Below are 18,069 nucleotides of genomic sequence, written 5' to 3'. Positions count from 1 at the left end.
AGTAACTATTTCGATAGTGGTTTTTCCGCTCTTGGTTCTGCCACAATAGGTTTAGCCGCTATTGGTTTCGCCACGATGCGAATATCCACACCAACCTGTCGAACATCTTTAATTTCTAGGTCAATCACATCAGACATTGAAGTGAGCCCTAATGCGCCCATCAAACCTCGTCCGTCACTGCCCATTAGTTTAGGTGCTAAATAGAGAATTAGCTCATCCACTAGCTGCGCTTCAATCAAGCTTTTTGCCAACGTGGCACCCGCTTCAACCCAAATATGGTCAATATGATTCGCAGGTAACTGACGCATCAAATCGTGTAAGTCCAGCTGACCTGCATCCGTTGTTCCGACTGTAATATCGGCAGAGGCTTCAGCGACTCTCAATACCGATGTTGGGGTCTGGTATAACTTGAGCTCAGGGCGCAGTTGATTTTGGCGATCAAGAATCACGCGAATCGGCTGACGTAGCTCGTCTTCAGCGTAATGAGCTTGAGCGCTGCTTGGTAATTCAGCCCAGCGAACATTCAACGAGGCGTTATCTTCAATCACCGTCTGGCTAGTTGATAACACAGCGCCTGATTTTGCTCGGTAGTTCTGAACATCACGACGCGCTTCTGACGATGTGATCCACTGGCTTTGACCATTTTCCAATGCCGTTTGCCCATCGAGGCTAGCGGCCATCTTTAACTGAACGAATGGCATGCCTGTCTGCATACGCTTGACAAATGCAGGGTTCAAGTTGAGAGCGTCTTGTTCTAACAAACCGATTTCCACCTCAATACCCGCATCACGCAGCATCTTGATACCACGACCGGCTACTTTTGGGTTTGGGTCCTGCATCGCACAAATCACTTTAGCTACTTGAGCCTTAATCAACCCTTCAGCACAAGGCGGCGTTCGACCGTAATGAGAACAAGGTTCTAGGGTGACATAAGCCGTCGCACCTTTTGCTTTGTCGCCCGCCATTCGCATGGCATGCACTTCGGCATGAGGTTCACCCGCTTTAGCGTGAAAACCTTCACCAACGATCTGGCCATCAGTTTGTACAATCACACAACCGACATTTGGGTTTGGCGCAGTGGTGTAAATACCGCGCTTCGCTAAATGGATAGCACGCGACATCATTTGAAAATCCAGGGGAGTAAAGTTTGACATGATTGAGGAGTTAATCCTCTAATTTAGCGATTTCTTCGCCAAACTCTCGGATATCTTCAAAGCTGCGGTAAACAGACGCAAAACGAATGTACGCCACTTTATCCAATTCTTTCAATTGGCCCATCACAAGATTACCAATCATCTCGCTTGGTACTTCACGCTCACCAGTTGCACGGAGTTGTGACTTAATCGTACTGATCGCAAGTTCAATCGCATCAGCACTCACTGGGCGTTTTTCTAGGGCGCGCTGTACACCACCCACCATTTTATCTTCATTAAATGGTTCGCGGTTTCCATTCGACTTTATGACTTTAGGCATCACAAGTTCTGCCGACTCGAACGTAGTAAAACGTTCACTACATGCAAGGCATTGACGGCGGCGACGAACCTGATGGCCATCGGCTACCAGTCTTGAATCGATTACTTTAGTGTCGTTCTCTGAACAAAAAGGACAATGCATATCACCTCCAAAGAATTGAATATCAGTGTAACGGAATTGCCAAACGTTAGGAAAGAAAAAGGGCCAATTAAGGCCCTTTTGTGTGGTGATTCATTGATTATTGCTACTCGATCGCCATTTCAAAAAATGAGCTGAGGAGTAAAATTAACGACCAGCGTTAACCGCGAACTAAATAGTTCGCTTTACCTACCCATTTGTAGCTTGTCAGCTCTTCTAAGCCCATTGGGCCGCGAGCATGCAATTTCTGAGTAGACACTGCGACTTCAGCGCCCAAACCAAATTGTGCGCCATCAGTGAAACGTGTTGATGCATTCACATAAACCGCCGCAGAACCGACCGAGTTAATAAAGCGCTCTGAGCTCTCTAGGCTATTAGTCATGATTGCATCAGAGTGACTCGCGTTGTGTACACGCATGTGATCAATCGCTTCTGCCACATCCGCAACGATTTTCACGCCTAGCGTGTAGCTTAGCCATTCAGTGTCAAAGTCACCTTCAACCGCATCACGTTGGTCTTCAAAACCCGCTAGCAGCGATTTTGCACTAGCATCGGCAACCAAGGTTACCTTGCCCGCTAAACGCTGTTTCAGCTGAGCTAAGAAAGCTTCAGCAACGGCTTCATGCACCAACAATGTATCTAAAGAGTTGCATGCTGATGGGCGTTGAACTTTAGAGTTTTCGACAACATCGACTGATTTTTCAAGGTCTGCACTTTCATCAACAAAGATGTGGCTGATACCGAAACCACCGATGATAACTGGAATAGTACTGTTCTCTTTACACATCTTGTGCAGGCCAGCGCCACCACGAGGAATGATCATATCCACGTAGTCGTCCAGTTTAAGCAATTGAGAAACTAGTTCACGATCAGGTTTCTCGATGTACTGAACAGAAGCTGCAGGAAGTTCCGCTTTCTCTAGTGCAGACTGGATAACTTTTACCAGCTCCATGTTCGAGAAGAAGGTCTCTTTACCACCACGCAAAATGCTTGCGTTGCCTGTTTTTAGACACAGTGCCGCAATATCTATCGTTACGTTCGGGCGTGCTTCGTAGATAACACCAACAACACCAAGCGGTACACGACGACGAGACAATGACATACCGTTTTCCAGTACCTTGCTGTCGATTTCGCTGCCCACAGGGTCGTTTAGGCTAATGACATTACGAACGTCGTTAGCGATGCCCGTTAAGCGTTCTTCATTAAGAAGTAGACGGTCAAGCAATGCGTCCGTTAGACCCGCTTCGCGACCCAGTTCGATGTCTTTCGCATTCGCTTCTAAAATCGTTGCTGCGTTTGCTTCTAGCTCATCAGCGATGATCGCCAATGCTTTATTCTTTTGCGCCGTAGATGCGGTCGCTAGGTGGAAAGCAGCCTCTTTTGCTGCGATACCCATGTTAGTTAAATCCACGTTTAACTCTCCCTAAATTCTGTCTGTCTTTGGATGCAAAAAGGCGATTCGCCTTCTCATCACGAGCTATTCTTGGATTACAACAAGGTCGTCACGGTGAATGACTTCTGACCCGTAATCGTAACCAAGAATGTCGCCAATATCTTTACTGTGCTTGCCTGCTATTTTTGCTAGGTCTTGGCTTGAGTAGCTAGCGATACCACGCGCCACTACCTTGCCTTTACTGTCTGTGACTTGGGTGACTTCACCACGATAAAACTCGCCTTGAACTCGAATGACCCCTTTTGCCAACAAGCTACTGCCTTTGGTGTTAACAGCGTTTACTGCGCCATCGTCTACCACGATGTCACCTGCAGAAGCAGGGCCCGCTAAAATCCAACGCTTACGGTTTTCAAGCGCTTCAGCTAACGGTAAGAAACGTGTGCCTTGTGGATTGTCGCTCAGAGAGTCGAACACCACGTTTTCAGCACTGCCTGCTGCAATAATAACTTCAATACCTGCACGACGAGCAATATCAGCCGCCTGCAGTTTTGTCGCCATGCCGCCAGTACCCAACGTAGTACCACTGCCGCCTGCGATCTTACGCAGTGTGTCATCAATCGTTTTCACTTCTTTGATGAGCTCAGCATTTGGATCTTTACGAGGGTCAGCCGTAAACAGGCCTTTTTGGTCGGTTAGCAGCAAAAGCTTATCAGCACCGCATAAAATACCAACCAGTGCCGACAAGTTATCGTTGTCGCCCACTTTAATTTCGTTGGTCGCAACTGCGTCATTTTCATTAACGACAGGAATAATGTCGTGTTCAACGAGTGCATTGATCGTGTCACGGGCATTCAGAAAACGCTCGCGATCATCAAGATCAGCACGAGTCAGCAGCATCTGGCCAATTTTAAGGCCATAGATAGCAAACAAAGACTCCCAAACTTGAATCAACTGACTTTGCCCAACTGCCGCAAGCAACTGTTTGCTCGCCATTGAGTTGGGAAGTGCGGGGTAACCAAGGTGTTCACGTCCTGCTGCAATTGCACCAGACGAAACCATAACCACAGAGTGGCCTTGTTTTTTTAATTCAGCACATTGACGAACCAGCTCAACCATATGAGCGCGGTCTAATGCCAATGTTCCACCAGTTAAGACACTGGTACCCAGTTTAACAACGACAGTTTTACGCTGTGTTGTTGTCCCGCTTTGATGATTTGTTGTCATGAAGTCTTTTATGGATAAAACAAATAAGAGGTGATGTTTTAGCAATCAAAAAGGGAATTCACAAGCAGAAAAGGTGCGAAATCGCACCTTTTTGCTTTATATAGAAGAGTAACCTTTAAAATCAGACGAATTCGACAGACTCTTCGTCTAACTGAACGCTGATTTCAAATTTCTTTTGAAGTTCATCAACCAGCTTTTGGTGAAAGGCTTCCTGAGTTCGAGAGACCTCAGCCACCGCTTTTTTCGGTAATGGCAAAGGATCCCAGTTGCCATCGATATTGTATTTACCCGTGTTGTATTTCGCCGAAAATCCGTCTTCCGACTTATCCAACTCCAACCACCATCCCCAGAATTCACGCTCTTCTGGTGACTTTTTATCGTTCACACACACAGACAAGCAATCAAAAATGTAGTGGCCTTCTTCTGATTGCGGTTCCCTCAAGTAAGGCCCGATAGCCTTTAAAACATTCAACAAGCGGTAATGCGTAGGTTGTTGTGTCACTTCTGACATATTGAATCTCCATTTTCAATGTTAAGAATGACGTTACTCAGATTGTTATACGTAAAAACTACGCAATTAGGTTTTATAAATTATCTCTGAGTATCAGGTACTTAGTTTGTACACTTTTCATGCTTAACTAATTTTGGAGAAATGTCATCTAAATAATTCATCCTCAAGCCACTTTATCGCCAATTCGAGGGATTGCTCATAACCTTGTGTAATTGACTTAGCTTTGATTTTCTTCGCTTTTCCGTAATCACTGTAAATAGCAACCAGTTGATTATCCATTGGTGGTGAAACAGGGTCGCCTTCCAAAGCCATTGCCAAAATAGGAACACTGGTTTTACTGTTTGACAGTAAACCTTGTACCTTGAGTGACCACGCCATCAACTGCCCAGAAAGGCTATTGATATCGACCGCCCCTTTACCCAGGCGAGAAGCCAACACATCTAAATGCATCTTAGGCATTTGCTTAAGTTTGTCGGCATGAACAAAGATATCGTGAATTGGAGCACCTAGAGAGATACACGCTTTAAGCTTATGCTGCTCAAGGAAAGATAATCTTACCATCGCATTACCACCAAAACGGAAACCAAATAAGCCAACCTTATGATGATCGACCCAAGGGATATTAGGCAGTTCATTCAATACGGCTTGGTGCAGGCAAGACGAGTCTTCCGTTAAAGGCCAGTGCGCACTGTGCCCTATCGATGGCATGTCGACTGTTAACATAGCAATGTTCTTTGGTGCTAAGTAATCCCTAAACAAGCGCCACATATCGGTCTGCAAACTGTCTAGGCCAGCACTGACAATCACAACCGGTTGTGGTTTGTCTGTTTTGGTTAGATGTAAGTTCGCTTTAATTTTCTTGTTTTTGTATGGCACTTCAATCTGTTTAACGATCAGCTTGGTGTGCTTAATTGCTTCGGAATAGGCTGCATTTGCTAACACTTGAGCCTGAGCTGCCAAGTTATCGTTTTTAAGATGTGGGTAGCCCGCGATACTGAAACACAACGAAGCTGAAAACAGCTCTTCAGCCATTTCTTCTCCGTTCTTTTCATTAGAACGGTTTTGGTGCTGCATACCCAACTTAGTCCATTCGTATGCCCAGTTACCACTTCGGTAACCCATGACCGTATCAAGCCACTCATCGGTTGTACGAGAGTTATCTGATGATGCGATACGAGCCAATACCGCTTCTTGCTCAATTGGGTTAACGCCTTGCCACACCCACTGAAGACGTCTTAGATTTCGGTACCATGATGAGTTTTGCTGTTCACGCTTCTCATCCAATAACGCTTCAGAGCTTGGCATGTATTGTGTCAACATTGAGGTCTCTTTGGCCTGCTTGTGCTTTACAAACAAGGTTTCCGAAAGGTTCGAGCTCGTTTCTTCTGATTCAGACATTGGGATACTTAATAAGAAATGGTTGTCACTAATAATATAAAAAAAAATGACCCTATAAAGGGTCATTTCTCAAAAAACTAAGTTTACGCTTATTTTGACTTGCGATTTACTGGCTCAACGTAGCTTAGGCTAGTATCCCAAGGTTGCTCAATCCATGTGTCTTGAGCGATATCAACGATGTACTCGTCTAGCAAATCAGCACCAGATGGCTTTGCACATACAGCGATCAGTTTCGCTTTAGGGTACATCTCGCGAAGTTTGCGTGCAGTGTCACCACTATCAACAAGGTCTTCAACGATTAGAAAGCCTTCGCCGTCACCTTCAGGTGCTTTAACTACTGTCATATCACGTTGGTGATCGTGGTCGTAGCTAGAAATACAAATCGTATCTACGTGACGAATACCTAGCTCACGAGCCAAGATTGCACCAGGAACCAAACCACCACGGCTTACTGCCCAGATGCCTTTCCACTGCTCTGCTGGCATTTGCTTTTCGGCTAGTTGACGGCAGTAAGTCTGCATGTTGTCCCAAGTGATAACGAATTTGTTGCTCATAGTATAAAACCTAATAATTTTGTCATGTTATTAGAGGCTATCTCAAACATAGCCTCTTCAGCGATTAAGCAGAAATCTAGACGATTAAGCGAAAATGTATTTAAGAATAAAGATAACCGACATTACCCACACAGCAGGTGAAACGTCGCGACCTTTACCACTTAGCAGCTTAATTGCAGCGTAAGCGATGAAACCTAGTGAGATACCCTCAGCGATAGAGTACGTCAGCGGCATAAGCAGACATGTTACCACGACTGGTGCTGCTTCTGTAAGATCACGCCAATCAATGCCAACTAGGCCAGACATCATCAGAATTGCTACATAGAAAAGTGCACCTGATGTTGCGTAAGCCGGAATCATACCTGCAAGTGGCGAGAAGAAAAGAGCCAGTAGGAATAAGATACCAACAACAACCGCTGTTAGACCTGTACGGCCACCTTCAGCGACACCCGCAACACTCTCAACGTAAGAAGTTGTGTTTGATGTACCTAGCAATGCACCAATAGACGTTGCTGTAGAGTCAGCAAGCAGTGCTTTGTTTAGACGAGGAAGTTTGCCGTCTTCTTTGATTAGGTTTGCTTTTGTTGCAACACCCACCAAAGTACCTGCTGTATCGAATAAATCGACGAACAAGAATGCGAATACCACTGAAATCATACCGATTTCAAATACCGCAGAGAAATCAAGCTGCATGAATGTAGGTGCAAGGCTTGGTGGTGTAGACATGATGCCGCCGTATTGAACGTCACCAATAACAATACCAAGAGCTGTGATAGCTAGAATCGCAATCATTACTGCGCCTTTCACGCCACGGTGAACAAGAGCAATCGTTAAGAAGAAACCAAGTGCACCTAGAATAGGAGCAATCGCGGTAATGTCGCCCAGAGAGACTTTAGTTGCTGGGTTAGAAACCACGATGCCAGCATTGCTCAGTGCAATAAACGCTAGGAAAAGACCGATACCCGCAGAGATACCAACACGCAGAGACATAGGAATCGAGTTGATAATCCATTCACGGATCTTAAAGATACTTAAGAAAATGAAGATTACGCCTGATACGAAAACCGCTGCCAGAGCAACTTGCCACGTATAACCCATACCCATAACCACTGCGTAGGTAAAGAATGCGTTCAAACCCATACCTGGTGCTTGAGCGATTGGGTAGTTAGCAACAAAGCCCATGATGAAACAGCCGATAGCAGCCGCTAAACAGGTTGCTACAAATACAGCGCCATGGTCCATACCAGCATCAGCTAGAATCATTGGGTTTACAAAAATGATGTAAGCCATTGTTAGGAAGGTTGTTAGACCTGCGATGATTTCAGTGCGCACATTGGTGCCGTTTTCACTGAGTTTGAATAGCTTTTCGAACATTATCGAATCCTATAAGGGTAAAAAGTAAACGGTTGCGTAATCGATTGGCTGTGGATTATAAAGTTATCAAATAACAAATTCCAGATAGAATTAAGGCTCTAATCGATATTTATCAGAATGCCGTATGAAACAAAGCGATTAAAAGCAATGTATTTCCCAAGAAATAACCATAATAAACAGACAATTAAGAGCAATAGTCACAATGAAAAATCTTGGTTACTTTTTCGACCATCGGTTATTTTGATAGAGAATCTAGCCATTAAATTCTGAATTCAAACCCACAAGAGTTGTGTATTTTTCAACAGGATCAGTAATAAGGCGCAAATTGATATTTTGGCGTTTAAAAAAACAACCACACAGAAATGTAGGGAAAGTGACAAGATAAAGCGGTTTGGAAAAGTAGCAGGCAAAAAAAACGCCACTCAAAACTGAGTGGCGGTAGAATCTGTCAACCAAAAGGGCTGTAAAAGAATTCCAATATATAGGGGTGAACAAAACTGTTCGAGTTACATGCTTACGGTATTAGTAACCGAAGCTTGTAGGGTATGCAAAGTTGCTAGTGTAAACAGAGCTGTTAAGCCAGAACATTGCAGATGGTAAACCTTTCATAACTATCACCTTAATAAATCAATAAAAAACGAATTTGATTTCTCGGTTCCTTGGAGGCGATAAAACGGACTCATCCTTTGAGCATTTACTCTTCACTTCAGAAGTTGGTTATTAATATACCTCAAAGAAAAAAGATTACAAGTATTTTTTGCTATAGGTCACACTTTTTACCAATTATGGTTATTTTGCAAACTCAATTTCGTAATTAAATTACAAAAAAGACTTAAACAAACGTTTGCTTGCACCATTTATAAGCATCAATACACTTATTCAAGATCAAATGAACAAGATGGCGTTCAAAATTTGAGGCATTTCAGGTTTAGAAGCGCTACTCGTCAAAACGCTCTAGTGGTATGCTGTTGCCATCAAAACAGACCCATATTTTAGATTTTTGTTCTAAGTTTTTACCTATAGAAATCCTAAATATATGGTTATCAAATAAAAAAGGAGTCATCCGTGTCTGAATTCCATTCTGAGATCAGTAAATTATCCCCTGCCCCTATTTGGCAGTTCTTCGATAAGATTTGCTCAATCCCACACCCTTCTAAGCATGAAGAAGAGCTTGCTCAATACATTATTGCTTGGGCAACAGAACAAGGCCTAGATGTACGTCGTGACCCAACGGGCAACGTATTCATCAAAAAGCCTGCAACGGCGGGTATGGAAAACAAAAAAGGTGTGGTGCTACAAGCTCACATCGATATGGTTCCACAAAAGAACGAAGACACAGTTCATGACTTCGCTAAAGATCCAATCCAACCATACATTGATGGTGAGTGGGTTACAGCTAAAGGTACAACGCTTGGCGCTGATAACGGCATGGGCATGGCTTCTTGCCTAGCGGTTCTTGCTTCAAACGAAATCCAGCATGGCCCTATCGAAGTTCTACTAACAGTAGATGAAGAAGCAGGCATGACTGGTGCTTTCGGTCTTGAAGCAGGTTGGTTAGAAGGCGATATCCTTCTTAACACCGATTCAGAGCAAGAAGGTGAAGTGTACATGGGTTGTGCTGGCGGTATCGACGGCGCAATGACATTTGAAATTGCACGTAACGCGATTCCAGCTGACTTCGTAACACGTAAGCTAACGCTAAAAGGCCTAAAAGGCGGTCACTCTGGTTGTGACATCCACACAGGTCGTGCAAACGCGAACAAACTGCTTGCTCGTTTCCTAGCGGGTCACGCAAAAGAGCTAGACCTACGCATCGTCGAATTCAAAGGCGGTAGCCTGCGTAACGCGATTCCTCGTGAAGGCTTCGTAACGGTTGCTGTTCCTGCGGCAAACCAAGAGAAACTGGCTTCGCTATACAACTACTACACAGAGCTTCTTTCAACAGAGCTAGGTAAAGTAGAAGACAGCATCGTGACTTTCAACGAAGAAGCTTCGGTTAAAATGGGCGCTCTAGCAGCAGCTGACCAAGCTCGCTTCATCGCAGCACTTAACGCGGCACCAAACGGTGTGATCCGCATGAGTGATGAGATCGAAGGCGTTGTTGAAACATCTCTAAACGTGGGGGTTATCACAACTGAAGAAAACTCAATCACAGTGCTTTGCCTGATCCGCTCTCTTATCGATTCTGGCCGTAGCCAAGTGGAAAGCATGCTGAACTCTGTTGCTGAGCTAGCAGGCGCGAACATCGAATTCTCTGGCGCTTACCCAGGTTGGAAGCCAGACGCAGATTCAGAAATCATGCACATCTTCCGCGACATGTACGAAGGTATCTACGGTCACAAGCCAAACATCATGGTTATCCATGCTGGTCTTGAGTGTGGTCTATTCAAAGAACCTTACCCGAACATGGACATGGTTTCTTTCGGCCCTACTATCAAGTTCCCTCACTCTCCAGACGAGAAAGTGAAGATTGATACGGTTGAACTATTCTGGAACCAAATGGTTGCGCTATTAGAAGCAATCCCAGAAAAAGCATAGTTCGAGCCATTATGTTTTCGATAGATAGGATTTCGCGGTAAACACTATCCATCGACACAAAATAAAACAGGTACTCAATGAGTACCTGTTTTTGTATCTAATTTTTGTCATCGACTATTTGTAACTAAGGAAGCAATTAAACGCGTGAAGCCGCGTAGCTTTCTAGCTCATCAATTGAAGTTTGTGCAACCACTTCGCCATCGATGAAGTAGGTCACCACCTCGCCATCGCGAACACCGATTAGCGTCGCACGCTCACCAGACTGGTAAGTAATGTCCATTTGGATCGTGTTTTCATCAATCTGCTGCATTTGACCTTTCTCGATCACATCAGCACTTGTGATAGGACCAACAGGTGCTTCCGTTAGAGACGGATCAAGTTGGTGGTTGATATCAAGGTACGTATCAGTCTTAGTATCAAAGATGTGTGGAGCGCCTGTTAGTGGGTTGCTACCTGTCCAGAACTCTAGTGAGTTGAATACTAGGTAATCAGCCGCAACCGTTAGACCGTATGCAGGTGCAAGTAGCATGTTCAAACCACCACGAGCGTAACGGTTATCAACAGCTTTGATGTTGAACTTCATTAGGTAACCCGTTACTGCGTTGCTACCAACACAGCCAGATAAAGCAACAGATACCACTGCAAGTGCTACAACTTTTGAAATTGTTTTTTTCATTTTGATCTCGATATTTTAATTTGGCCGCCAAAAAATGGCGATGGATAATACCAACCAATCGAATGATAAATATCAGCGTTAAATCAATGTTTTGTCAGAGAATTCACAATTTGAAACACCCTTCAATAAGCCAAATAAAAAACTGAAACCAATTCAGAACCCCCTTAATAAAAAACTTTTGTCGTCACCGTAAAGCGATTGATTCGTACTGAAAATCAACGATTGCTACATTCCGTGTTAACGAATTATCACCATGTTGAGAACAACCTAAATGGCAAGACTAAAACCTAATCAACCATTCGAATTACTTGGTTATACTGTTCAGCCAGGACAGCGAATGGAGATTGAACTGCAAGCAGCTCAGCTTTACACGCACTCTCCACTTTCGATCCCGATTGAAATTATTCACGGTCGCCAAGCAGGCCCAACACTGATGGTAAATGCGGCTATCCACGGCGATGAGCTAAACGGTGTTGAGATTGCAAGACAACTGACAAATGCGATTGATCCAAAGAAACTGAAAGGGACATTAATTGTTGTTCCTATCGTTAACGTGTTTGGCTTTATCCATAAATCTCGTTACCTACCAGACCGTCGTGACCTAAACCGCTGCTTCCCTGGCAGTGAGAAAGGCTCGTTAACATCACGCATCGCTTACACCTTCTTTGAGAACGTGGCAAAGCACTGTGATTACATTCTGGATCTACACACGGGCGCGATTCACCGTACTAATCTGCCACAGATTCGTGCGAACCTATCAAACCCTGAAACACTGCGCATCGCAAAAGCGTTTGCAACACCCGTGATCATTGATTCTCCACTGCGTGACGGTTCACTGCGTAGCGAAGCAGAAAAACTTGGTATTCCTGTATTAACTTACGAAGGTGGTGAAGCGCTGCGTTTCGATCACTTAGCGATTCGCGCGGGTTACCTTGGCGTGCATCAAGTGATGAAAGAAATCGGCATGCTGCGCCCTAACCGTAAAAAGTTACCAGAGCCAGTATTGAGTAAATCCACCAGCTGGATCCGCGCTGAATCAGACGGTATTTTGCGCAACATGGTAAGACTTGGCGAACAAGTTGAAGCAGGACAAACCCTTGCTTACATCAGCTCTCCATTGGGTCACCAAGAAGGCCAAGTGATCACAACCAAAGGCGGTATCGTGATTGGTCAGCAAACTCTACCTTTGGTAAACGAAGGTGATGCTGTGTTCCACATCGCTTACTTCAAGCAAGACGATGAAGAAGTCGGACAATCAGTAGAAAGCTACATTGAAGAAGTGGCAGAAGACGATTGGCTAACTGCGTTAAACAACTGATTAAAGCTTAAGAGATCGACGTTAAAAGCGACAAGCTAAAAACGTCGGTCTTAGGCAAAATAGAAACGAACTCCACAAACGAAAAAGCCCCAATATAGGTGACTATATTGGGGCTTTTTTTATAAGTCCCTTATCTTAAAATTAAGGGATCTATAAATTAATCATGCACTGAATTACTCAGCGTCTTCTTGCTCTTCTGCACGAGCTTTAGCGCGCGCTTCACGTGCTTGCTCAGCTTTAAGCTCTTTAGTGTGACGTAGTTCGTCACGCTCTTTACGCTGTTCTGATTTACGCTCGTTACGTTCAGCTTGGTTTGCGATGAAAGATGCTAGCTCTTTCTCTGCCCACTCTTGTGCTAGAGCTTCAGTTTCGAAACCAGACTCACGCTTAGATACTGTAGTGCTGCGAGACGTTACTTGACGAGTAATCTCTGCACACCAACCGTTGCGTTTTTCTGTAAGGCGGATATCAAATTTTTTGTTCTTAGACATGTTCTATTTTTTCCTAAGGGAGATCATTAAGGGATCGGTCAACTTTGATAACTCCATCTAAGTGAGCATCTTTTAACACCATCCCTTGGTAAGCGCGGTATTAGAGCACAAATCAATGAATATTGCTGCAAATATTTGCAGCGGATCACACTCCTATGCTGCAAATCGTTTGCGGCTCATTTCAATTCCTTGGTAAGCCTCTATTCACCACCAATTTCGGCACTGTTTTATCGACCACAATGAAATGAACTATGCTCAAACAGAGATAAATGAAAGAGATATCTGCTTACTCAGGTTTATAGACTCTAGTATCTCACCTACTCCGCCCATAATTAAAATAGCTAAGGAGTTGCTATGGATAGCTTCATCAAAAATTTACCTAAGGTTGAGCTGCACTTACATATAGAAGGCACATTAGAGCCAGAGTTGATGTTCCAACTCGCCAAACGTAATAACGTATCGATTCCCTTTGAGAACCCTGACCAAGTACGAGACGCCTATCAATTCCACAATCTTCAGTCCTTTCTCGACATCTATTACCAAGGCGCAAACGTGCTGATCCACGAACAGGATTTTTACGACCTCACTTGGGCTTATCTACTAAGGTGCCAACAAGACAATGTGGTTCACACTGAGATTTTCTTCGACCCGCAAACCCATACCGAGCGAGGAGTCGCTTTCGACACAATTATCACTGGCATTACTCAAGCACTCGACCAAGCTACACATGAACTTAGGATAAGCAGTCAACTGATCATGTGCTTTTTGCGTCATCTCGATGAAGACAGCGCTTTTGAAACACTCAAACAAGCCCTCCCCTATAAAGATAAGATCATTGCCGTTGGACTAGATTCATCAGAACAGGGGAATCCGCCAGATAAGTTTAAGCATGTCTTTCAAGAAGCGCTCAACCAAGGGTTCCTAACTGTCGCACACGCAGGAGAAGAAGGCCCCGCACAAAATATTATCGATGCACTGAGCTTATTAGGCATTACCCGAATTGATCATGGTGTTCGCTGTGTTGAAGATGAAGAGCTGATGGAACAGTTAATCGCTAAACGCACACCACTGACGGTCTGCCCGTTGTCGAACACCAAGCTCAAGGTATTTGATACCATGCAAGAGCACAACATCGTCGAGTTGCTGAGAAAAGGACTCTGTGTCACAATCAATTCCGATGATCCCGCTTACTTCGGTGGCTACATGAATGATAACTTCCTAGCGGTTGCCAATGCACACCCGCTCACTCATCAAGAATTAGCCCAGTTCAGTATTAATGCCATCGAAGCCAGTTTCATCTCCCCTCATGCCAAAGAAGACCTCATTACACAGGTACGCCAATACTTGGTAGCGAATACTCAATAAGTTCATAACAGTTTATTTCGATCAAAAAAGGGAAGCTCAACGCTTCCCTTTATTAATCAATAGGCTGAGATTAAATTAGCCCGGATGGCCATCTACTCGTGGTGTTAACAGCATCATGCCGAATTTCCAGATAAACAGACCAAACGCCAATGTCCATAAACCCGCGCTGATGTTAACCATCTCAAACAAGTAAGCAGGGAAGAAAATCACACCTAAGCTACGAACCAGCGCGGCAATAAATATCGCTGAAAAGGCTAGCGCCATGCTTGGTCCTTTGTAAATCGCACGACCAGTGTGTCCCATTGTCACGCGCGTAATCATCGCCAGAATCAAACCGCTCAAGCCACCAATCGCAAACAAGTGCAGCATATTATGGCTCGCAAACGGGTTGTCTAATAAACCGCGTAACAGCAAGCTTAAAGGGATACACAAGTAAGCCGCGTGCAGTGACCACACCAAAGGCTCAGATAACGTCGTCCAAGGCTTCCAACGGATAAAGCGAACTAACTGAGTCACGCCAGCAAACACCATTAGCTCATTACCTACCTGAGCAAAGGTGAGTGGGAAGAAGCTCAAAACAAACAGCCCAACCAAAGGCAAGTTTGCCAACCATTCCAACCAGACCAATGGCTGCGCTTTCTCAAAGTCGAAGCGACGAGCGGTAAAGAATGGAATCACTCGTCCGCCCATTACAGACAGCAATAACGTAAACCACCACAACATCGCTTGCCATACCGCTGATGAAGGAAATGGAGGCATACCTTTAATGGTCGCGTAGCTCGCAAAGTTCGCCACGATAGCCAATATAAACAGCGGTACGAAGAATAGGTTCTTCCAACCTTTCGACTTCACGACACGGAAACCGATCTCGTAAGCCGCGAAGATTAAGAACAGCGCTTCAATCGAAGAGATTAGCCACAACGGAGCCGGTGTCCAAAACAGAATACGAGGCGCCAACCACAAACCAACTAACACCGCTAATCGATAGTGTTTGGTGCCATTGACCCCCGTCCAAGTTTGCACGGCAGTGAGCACAAAACCGACAACAATCGCCATCGAAAAACCAAACAGCATCTCATGCACGTGCCACCACAATGCGGGAACATTTAAAACCTCAGGCTGACCGTTTTGGAACATGATGACCCAAGCTACAATCGCAATCACGGCATAGAGACTGCCTAAAAAGAAGAAAGGTCGAAAGCCTAAACGCAGGTAGGCTGGAATCGCGTCTTCTACACTTTTATCTGTGATATTTAACAAACTCGCTCCTAATTCTCAGATAAGCGGCCAAGGTATTACCTAAACCAAATTTTGTGTGCATCAAATCCGATGCCATATGCAGATCACATTGCATGAAACGCGCCAATTAGATAAAACCAGTAAAAACAGCGACTCACGAGATTCAATAGCCAATAAACAAGTCAAAAAAACACAACCAAAAGAGTCATAAAGACATATAGATGTATAAATAGAAACTTACTGACTTTTGGTATCTCGCCACATATAGTAAGACTAGACTTAAATGGAACAACTCAGACAAGGAATGCGATGTATATTTTTGGTTATGGCAGTTTAATCAACTCATCTTCACGCCAGCTTACCGGTCAGACAGGGCAAGCGATCCCTGCGATTGTTCATGGCTTAATTCGCCATTGGAGCAAGATCGATGACAGCTATGTGTTATCACCTTTGATCGTCAATCTCGGCGAGGGACAAGTGAATGGTGTGTTGCTTGAGGTGGATGATATTGCACTGGCTGAGTTTGATCGCCGTGAGCGTGGTTATCACCGAATCGAATTACAGGCCTCTCAGATAAAAAGCCAAGATGAGTTCAAACAGGATCAATCGATCTGGGTTTACATCAAAGACGAGATTGAAGCTCCTTGCGAAAACAGCCCTATCGTTCAAACCTATGTCGATACGGTATTGGCAGGATGTTTAGAGGTGTCTGAAAGCTTTGCGGCGCACTTCGTTAAACACACACAAGGTTGGCATCACCCATTAGAAAATGATCGCCACCAGCCTAAATACGGCAACCTTGCTGGGGTTTCCGATCACCATCACAGTGTGATTGATGGCTTGATACTAACTGTACGCAGCTAGTTGATTTAGGTTGGTGAACACATAGGCTCACCAACCTAAAGCGAGCTTAAACGACACGAATACCTGCTGGCATCGCACGTTCAGGGGTTAGCAATACACTTTCAGATTCATCTTCCGTTTCTGCACATAGCAACATGCACTCAGAAGTGTGGCCTCTCATCTTCGCCTTCGCTAGATTGCACAAAACAACAACTTGCTTACCCATCAACTCCTCTTCTGTGTAGTAAGGAACTAGGCTGGTCACCGTTTGTAGCGTCTTGTCACCAACATCCACTTGCACGATGTACAGCTTGTCGGCGTTTTCATGACGAACAACCTCAATGATCTTACCCACACGCATTTCTAACTTAGCAAAGTCACCATAAGAGACAGTATCCATTTCTCACTTCCTATATTGATTTGTTTTCACTCATTAAATCATTTACTAAAATTAAGTAAAATGTAAATGTTTACACTAGCATTAAGCCTAATAATTACAAGCGGTAAAGATCTCATTACTGGAAGTAAAATGAGAGTTTCGTTGCCTTACTATCATTGTCGGTGTTAAATAGATGCAGCAATGTATAGAGGTTAAAAATGGCAACAATTAAAGATGTAGCAAAGGAAGCTGGTGTTTCTGTTGCAACCGTATCTCGAGTGATCAACAAGTCTCCCAAGGCGAGTACAAGCTCGGTAGAGTCTGTAACTAAAGCGATGTCTAAACTCGGCTATCGCCCGAATGCCAATGCTCGAGCGCTGGTAAGCCAAAGCACGAACACTGTTGGTGTATTGGTCGGTGACATCTCCGATCCCTTTTTTGGCACGCTGGTTAAGGCTGTCGATAATGTCGCTCGTGAGAACGGAAAACATATCCTTGTCGGTAATGGCTCACACAATCGTGAAGAAGAGAGACAAGCGATTGAGTTGCTGATTAACAGCCGTTGCGACGCCCTGGTGATCCACTCGAAAGGCCTGACCGACGAAGAACTGATTGCCTATGCGAAAGAAGTCAAAGGCTTAGTGCTGATCAACCGTTATATTGCTGAGATTGCCAACCGTTGTATTTTCTTGGACAACAAGAAAGGCGCGTATCTTGCGACGGAATATCTGATCCGCCATGGCCATCAGAACATTGCCTGTATCGCCTCATCGCATAGCATTGAAGATGCCGATGAGCGTATCCAAGGTTACTTAGCGGCACTCTCAGATTACAAAATAGCGCTCTCTGACAGCTATATTGAATACTCAGCGCCCACCAGTGACGGTGGCGAATACGCCATGACTAACCTTCTGACTAAATCACTGCCAATCACAGGTATTGTGGCGTACAACGATTACATGGCAGCAGGTGCTTTGTCTGTCCTTGATGAAAACGGTATTCAAGCGCCAGACAAAATGTCGATCATCGGCTTCGATGATGGCTTGATTGCCCGCTATGTTCATCCAAAGCTCACCACTATTCGCTACCCGATTCAGATGATGGCAGAGAAAGCGACACGACTCGCGTTGCACTTAGCTAAAGGTGAAAACACCT

At 44.6% G+C, this 18,069-nt stretch carries 17 protein-coding genes; 5 read left to right on the top strand and 12 right to left on the bottom strand.

Annotation, left to right across the window (positions count from 1 at the left end; translation table 11 throughout):
• Window positions 1-5: 5 nt before the first annotated feature.
• From ribD to QQ041_RS14395, 8 genes are all read right to left on the bottom strand, one after another.
• Entirely contained in the window at window positions 6-1,154 is a 1,149-nt protein-coding gene (ribD, locus tag QQ041_RS14430; RefSeq protein ID WP_146492066.1) for a bifunctional diaminohydroxyphosphoribosylaminopyrimidine deaminase/5-amino-6-(5-phosphoribosylamino)uracil reductase RibD, read from the bottom strand.
• Window positions 1,155-1,164: 10 nt separating this feature from the next.
• A complete protein-coding gene (gene nrdR / locus QQ041_RS14425) occupies window positions 1,165-1,614 on the bottom strand; it encodes a transcriptional regulator NrdR (protein WP_004734394.1) in 450 nt (149 codons plus the stop codon).
• Window positions 1,615-1,771: 157 nt separating this feature from the next.
• A complete protein-coding gene (locus QQ041_RS14420) occupies window positions 1,772-3,022 on the bottom strand; it encodes a glutamate-5-semialdehyde dehydrogenase (protein ID WP_285954293.1) in 1,251 nt (416 codons plus the stop codon).
• Window positions 3,023-3,088: 66 nt separating this feature from the next.
• On the bottom strand, window positions 3,089-4,273 hold the full coding sequence (gene proB / locus QQ041_RS14415; RefSeq protein WP_285954292.1) for a glutamate 5-kinase: 1,185 nt from the start codon (window positions 4,271-4,273) through the stop codon (window positions 3,089-3,091).
• Between the two features lie 76 nt (window positions 4,274-4,349).
• Window positions 4,350-4,739 (bottom strand): sigma factor-binding protein Crl, encoded by a 390-nt coding sequence (gene crl / locus QQ041_RS14410; protein ID WP_086715272.1) that lies wholly within the window; start codon window positions 4,737-4,739, stop codon window positions 4,350-4,352.
• Between the two features lie 144 nt (window positions 4,740-4,883).
• On the bottom strand, window positions 4,884-6,137 hold the full coding sequence (frsA, locus tag QQ041_RS14405) for an esterase FrsA (RefSeq protein ID WP_146492063.1): 1,254 nt from the start codon (window positions 6,135-6,137) through the stop codon (window positions 4,884-4,886).
• A gap of 89 nt (window positions 6,138-6,226) precedes the next feature.
• The gene (gene tet(34), locus QQ041_RS14400; RefSeq protein WP_009847475.1) at window positions 6,227-6,691 is read right to left on the bottom strand and encodes an oxytetracycline resistance phosphoribosyltransferase domain-containing protein Tet(34); all 465 of its coding nucleotides are present in this window, start codon (window positions 6,689-6,691) and stop codon (window positions 6,227-6,229) included.
• A gap of 84 nt (window positions 6,692-6,775) precedes the next feature.
• Window positions 6,776-8,065, bottom strand: coding sequence for an NCS2 family permease (locus QQ041_RS14395; RefSeq protein WP_146492062.1), 1,290 nt, complete (start codon window positions 8,063-8,065; stop codon window positions 6,776-6,778).
• 1,065 nt (window positions 8,066-9,130) lie between these two features.
• Here QQ041_RS14395 and QQ041_RS14390 point away from each other — a divergent pair.
• On the top strand, window positions 9,131-10,603 hold the full coding sequence (locus QQ041_RS14390; protein WP_285954291.1) for an aminoacyl-histidine dipeptidase: 1,473 nt from the start codon (window positions 9,131-9,133) through the stop codon (window positions 10,601-10,603).
• 136 nt (window positions 10,604-10,739) lie between these two features.
• Here the strand turns inward: QQ041_RS14390 and QQ041_RS14385 are convergent, their stop codons facing one another.
• Window positions 10,740-11,279, bottom strand: coding sequence for a DUF3332 family protein (locus QQ041_RS14385; RefSeq protein ID WP_285954290.1), 540 nt, complete (start codon window positions 11,277-11,279; stop codon window positions 10,740-10,742).
• A gap of 271 nt (window positions 11,280-11,550) precedes the next feature.
• Here QQ041_RS14385 and QQ041_RS14380 point away from each other — a divergent pair, with 271 nt between their 5' ends.
• On the top strand, window positions 11,551-12,597 hold the full coding sequence (locus QQ041_RS14380; protein WP_017060792.1) for a succinylglutamate desuccinylase/aspartoacylase family protein: 1,047 nt from the start codon (window positions 11,551-11,553) through the stop codon (window positions 12,595-12,597).
• A 173-nt stretch (window positions 12,598-12,770) separates the two neighbouring features.
• Here QQ041_RS14380 and QQ041_RS14375 read toward each other — a convergent pair whose 3' ends face one another.
• Window positions 12,771-13,088: a DUF3622 domain-containing protein gene (locus tag QQ041_RS14375; protein WP_017056240.1), complete on the bottom strand. Its 318-nt coding sequence runs from the start codon at window positions 13,086-13,088 to the stop codon at window positions 12,771-12,773.
• Window positions 13,089-13,442: 354 nt separating this feature from the next.
• Between QQ041_RS14375 and QQ041_RS14370 the strand changes: the two genes are divergently transcribed.
• Window positions 13,443-14,453 carry an adenosine deaminase gene (locus QQ041_RS14370; RefSeq protein WP_285954289.1) on the top strand — a complete coding sequence of 337 codons (1,011 nt, stop codon included), beginning with the start codon at window positions 13,443-13,445 and terminating at the stop codon, window positions 14,451-14,453.
• 75 nt (window positions 14,454-14,528) lie between these two features.
• Here the strand turns inward: QQ041_RS14370 and QQ041_RS14365 are convergent, their stop codons facing one another.
• Complete coding sequence (locus QQ041_RS14365) at window positions 14,529-15,713, bottom strand: NnrS family protein (protein ID WP_285954288.1); 1,185 nt, start codon at window positions 15,711-15,713, stop codon at window positions 14,529-14,531.
• Window positions 15,714-16,001: 288 nt separating this feature from the next.
• Here QQ041_RS14365 and QQ041_RS14360 point away from each other — a divergent pair, with 288 nt between their 5' ends.
• On the top strand, window positions 16,002-16,556 hold the full coding sequence (locus QQ041_RS14360; protein WP_285954287.1) for a gamma-glutamylcyclotransferase family protein: 555 nt from the start codon (window positions 16,002-16,004) through the stop codon (window positions 16,554-16,556).
• 46 nt (window positions 16,557-16,602) lie between these two features.
• On the opposite strand, the gene QQ041_RS14355 is transcribed toward QQ041_RS14360, so the two are convergent.
• Window positions 16,603-16,935 carry a tRNA-binding protein gene (locus tag QQ041_RS14355; RefSeq protein WP_017060796.1) on the bottom strand — a complete coding sequence of 111 codons (333 nt, stop codon included), beginning with the start codon at window positions 16,933-16,935 and terminating at the stop codon, window positions 16,603-16,605.
• A gap of 197 nt (window positions 16,936-17,132) precedes the next feature.
• Between QQ041_RS14355 and QQ041_RS14350 the strand changes: the two genes are divergently transcribed.
• A partial coding sequence (locus QQ041_RS14350; protein WP_285954286.1) for a substrate-binding domain-containing protein occupies window positions 17,133-18,069 on the top strand: 937 nt, incomplete at its 3' end.

Origin of the sequence: Vibrio sp. TMPB1044 (genome assembly GCF_030442075.1) — a bacterium.
GTDB lineage: Bacteria > Pseudomonadota > Gammaproteobacteria > Enterobacterales > Vibrionaceae > Vibrio > Vibrio satsumensis.
The sequence above is the reverse complement of the archived record's forward strand: the minus strand, read 5'-3'. Positions and strand labels throughout refer to the sequence as shown.

Coding starts and splice junctions, on each gene's coding strand:
- QQ041_RS14360 (WP_285954287.1), top strand. CDS start 16,002: ATGTATATTTTTGGTTATGGCAGTTTAATCAACTCATCTTCACGCCAG.
- QQ041_RS14355 (WP_017060796.1), bottom strand. CDS start 16,935: ATGGATACTGTCTCTTATGGTGACTTTGCTAAGTTAGAAATGCGTGTG.
- frsA (WP_146492063.1), bottom strand. CDS start 6,137: ATGTCTGAATCAGAAGAAACGAGCTCGAACCTTTCGGAAACCTTGTTT.
- QQ041_RS14375 (WP_017056240.1), bottom strand. CDS start 13,088: ATGTCTAAGAACAAAAAATTTGATATCCGCCTTACAGAAAAACGCAAC.
- QQ041_RS14395 (WP_146492062.1), bottom strand. CDS start 8,065: ATGTTCGAAAAGCTATTCAAACTCAGTGAAAACGGCACCAATGTGCGC.
- QQ041_RS14385 (WP_285954290.1), bottom strand. CDS start 11,279: ATGAAAAAAACAATTTCAAAAGTTGTAGCACTTGCAGTGGTATCTGTT.
- ribD (WP_146492066.1), bottom strand. CDS start 1,154: ATGTCAAACTTTACTCCCCTGGATTTTCAAATGATGTCGCGTGCTATC.
- QQ041_RS14370 (WP_285954289.1), top strand. CDS start 13,443: ATGGATAGCTTCATCAAAAATTTACCTAAGGTTGAGCTGCACTTACAT.
- QQ041_RS14380 (WP_017060792.1), top strand. CDS start 11,551: ATGGCAAGACTAAAACCTAATCAACCATTCGAATTACTTGGTTATACT.
- nrdR (WP_004734394.1), bottom strand. CDS start 1,614: ATGCATTGTCCTTTTTGTTCAGAGAACGACACTAAAGTAATCGATTCA.
- crl (WP_086715272.1), bottom strand. CDS start 4,739: ATGTCAGAAGTGACACAACAACCTACGCATTACCGCTTGTTGAATGTT.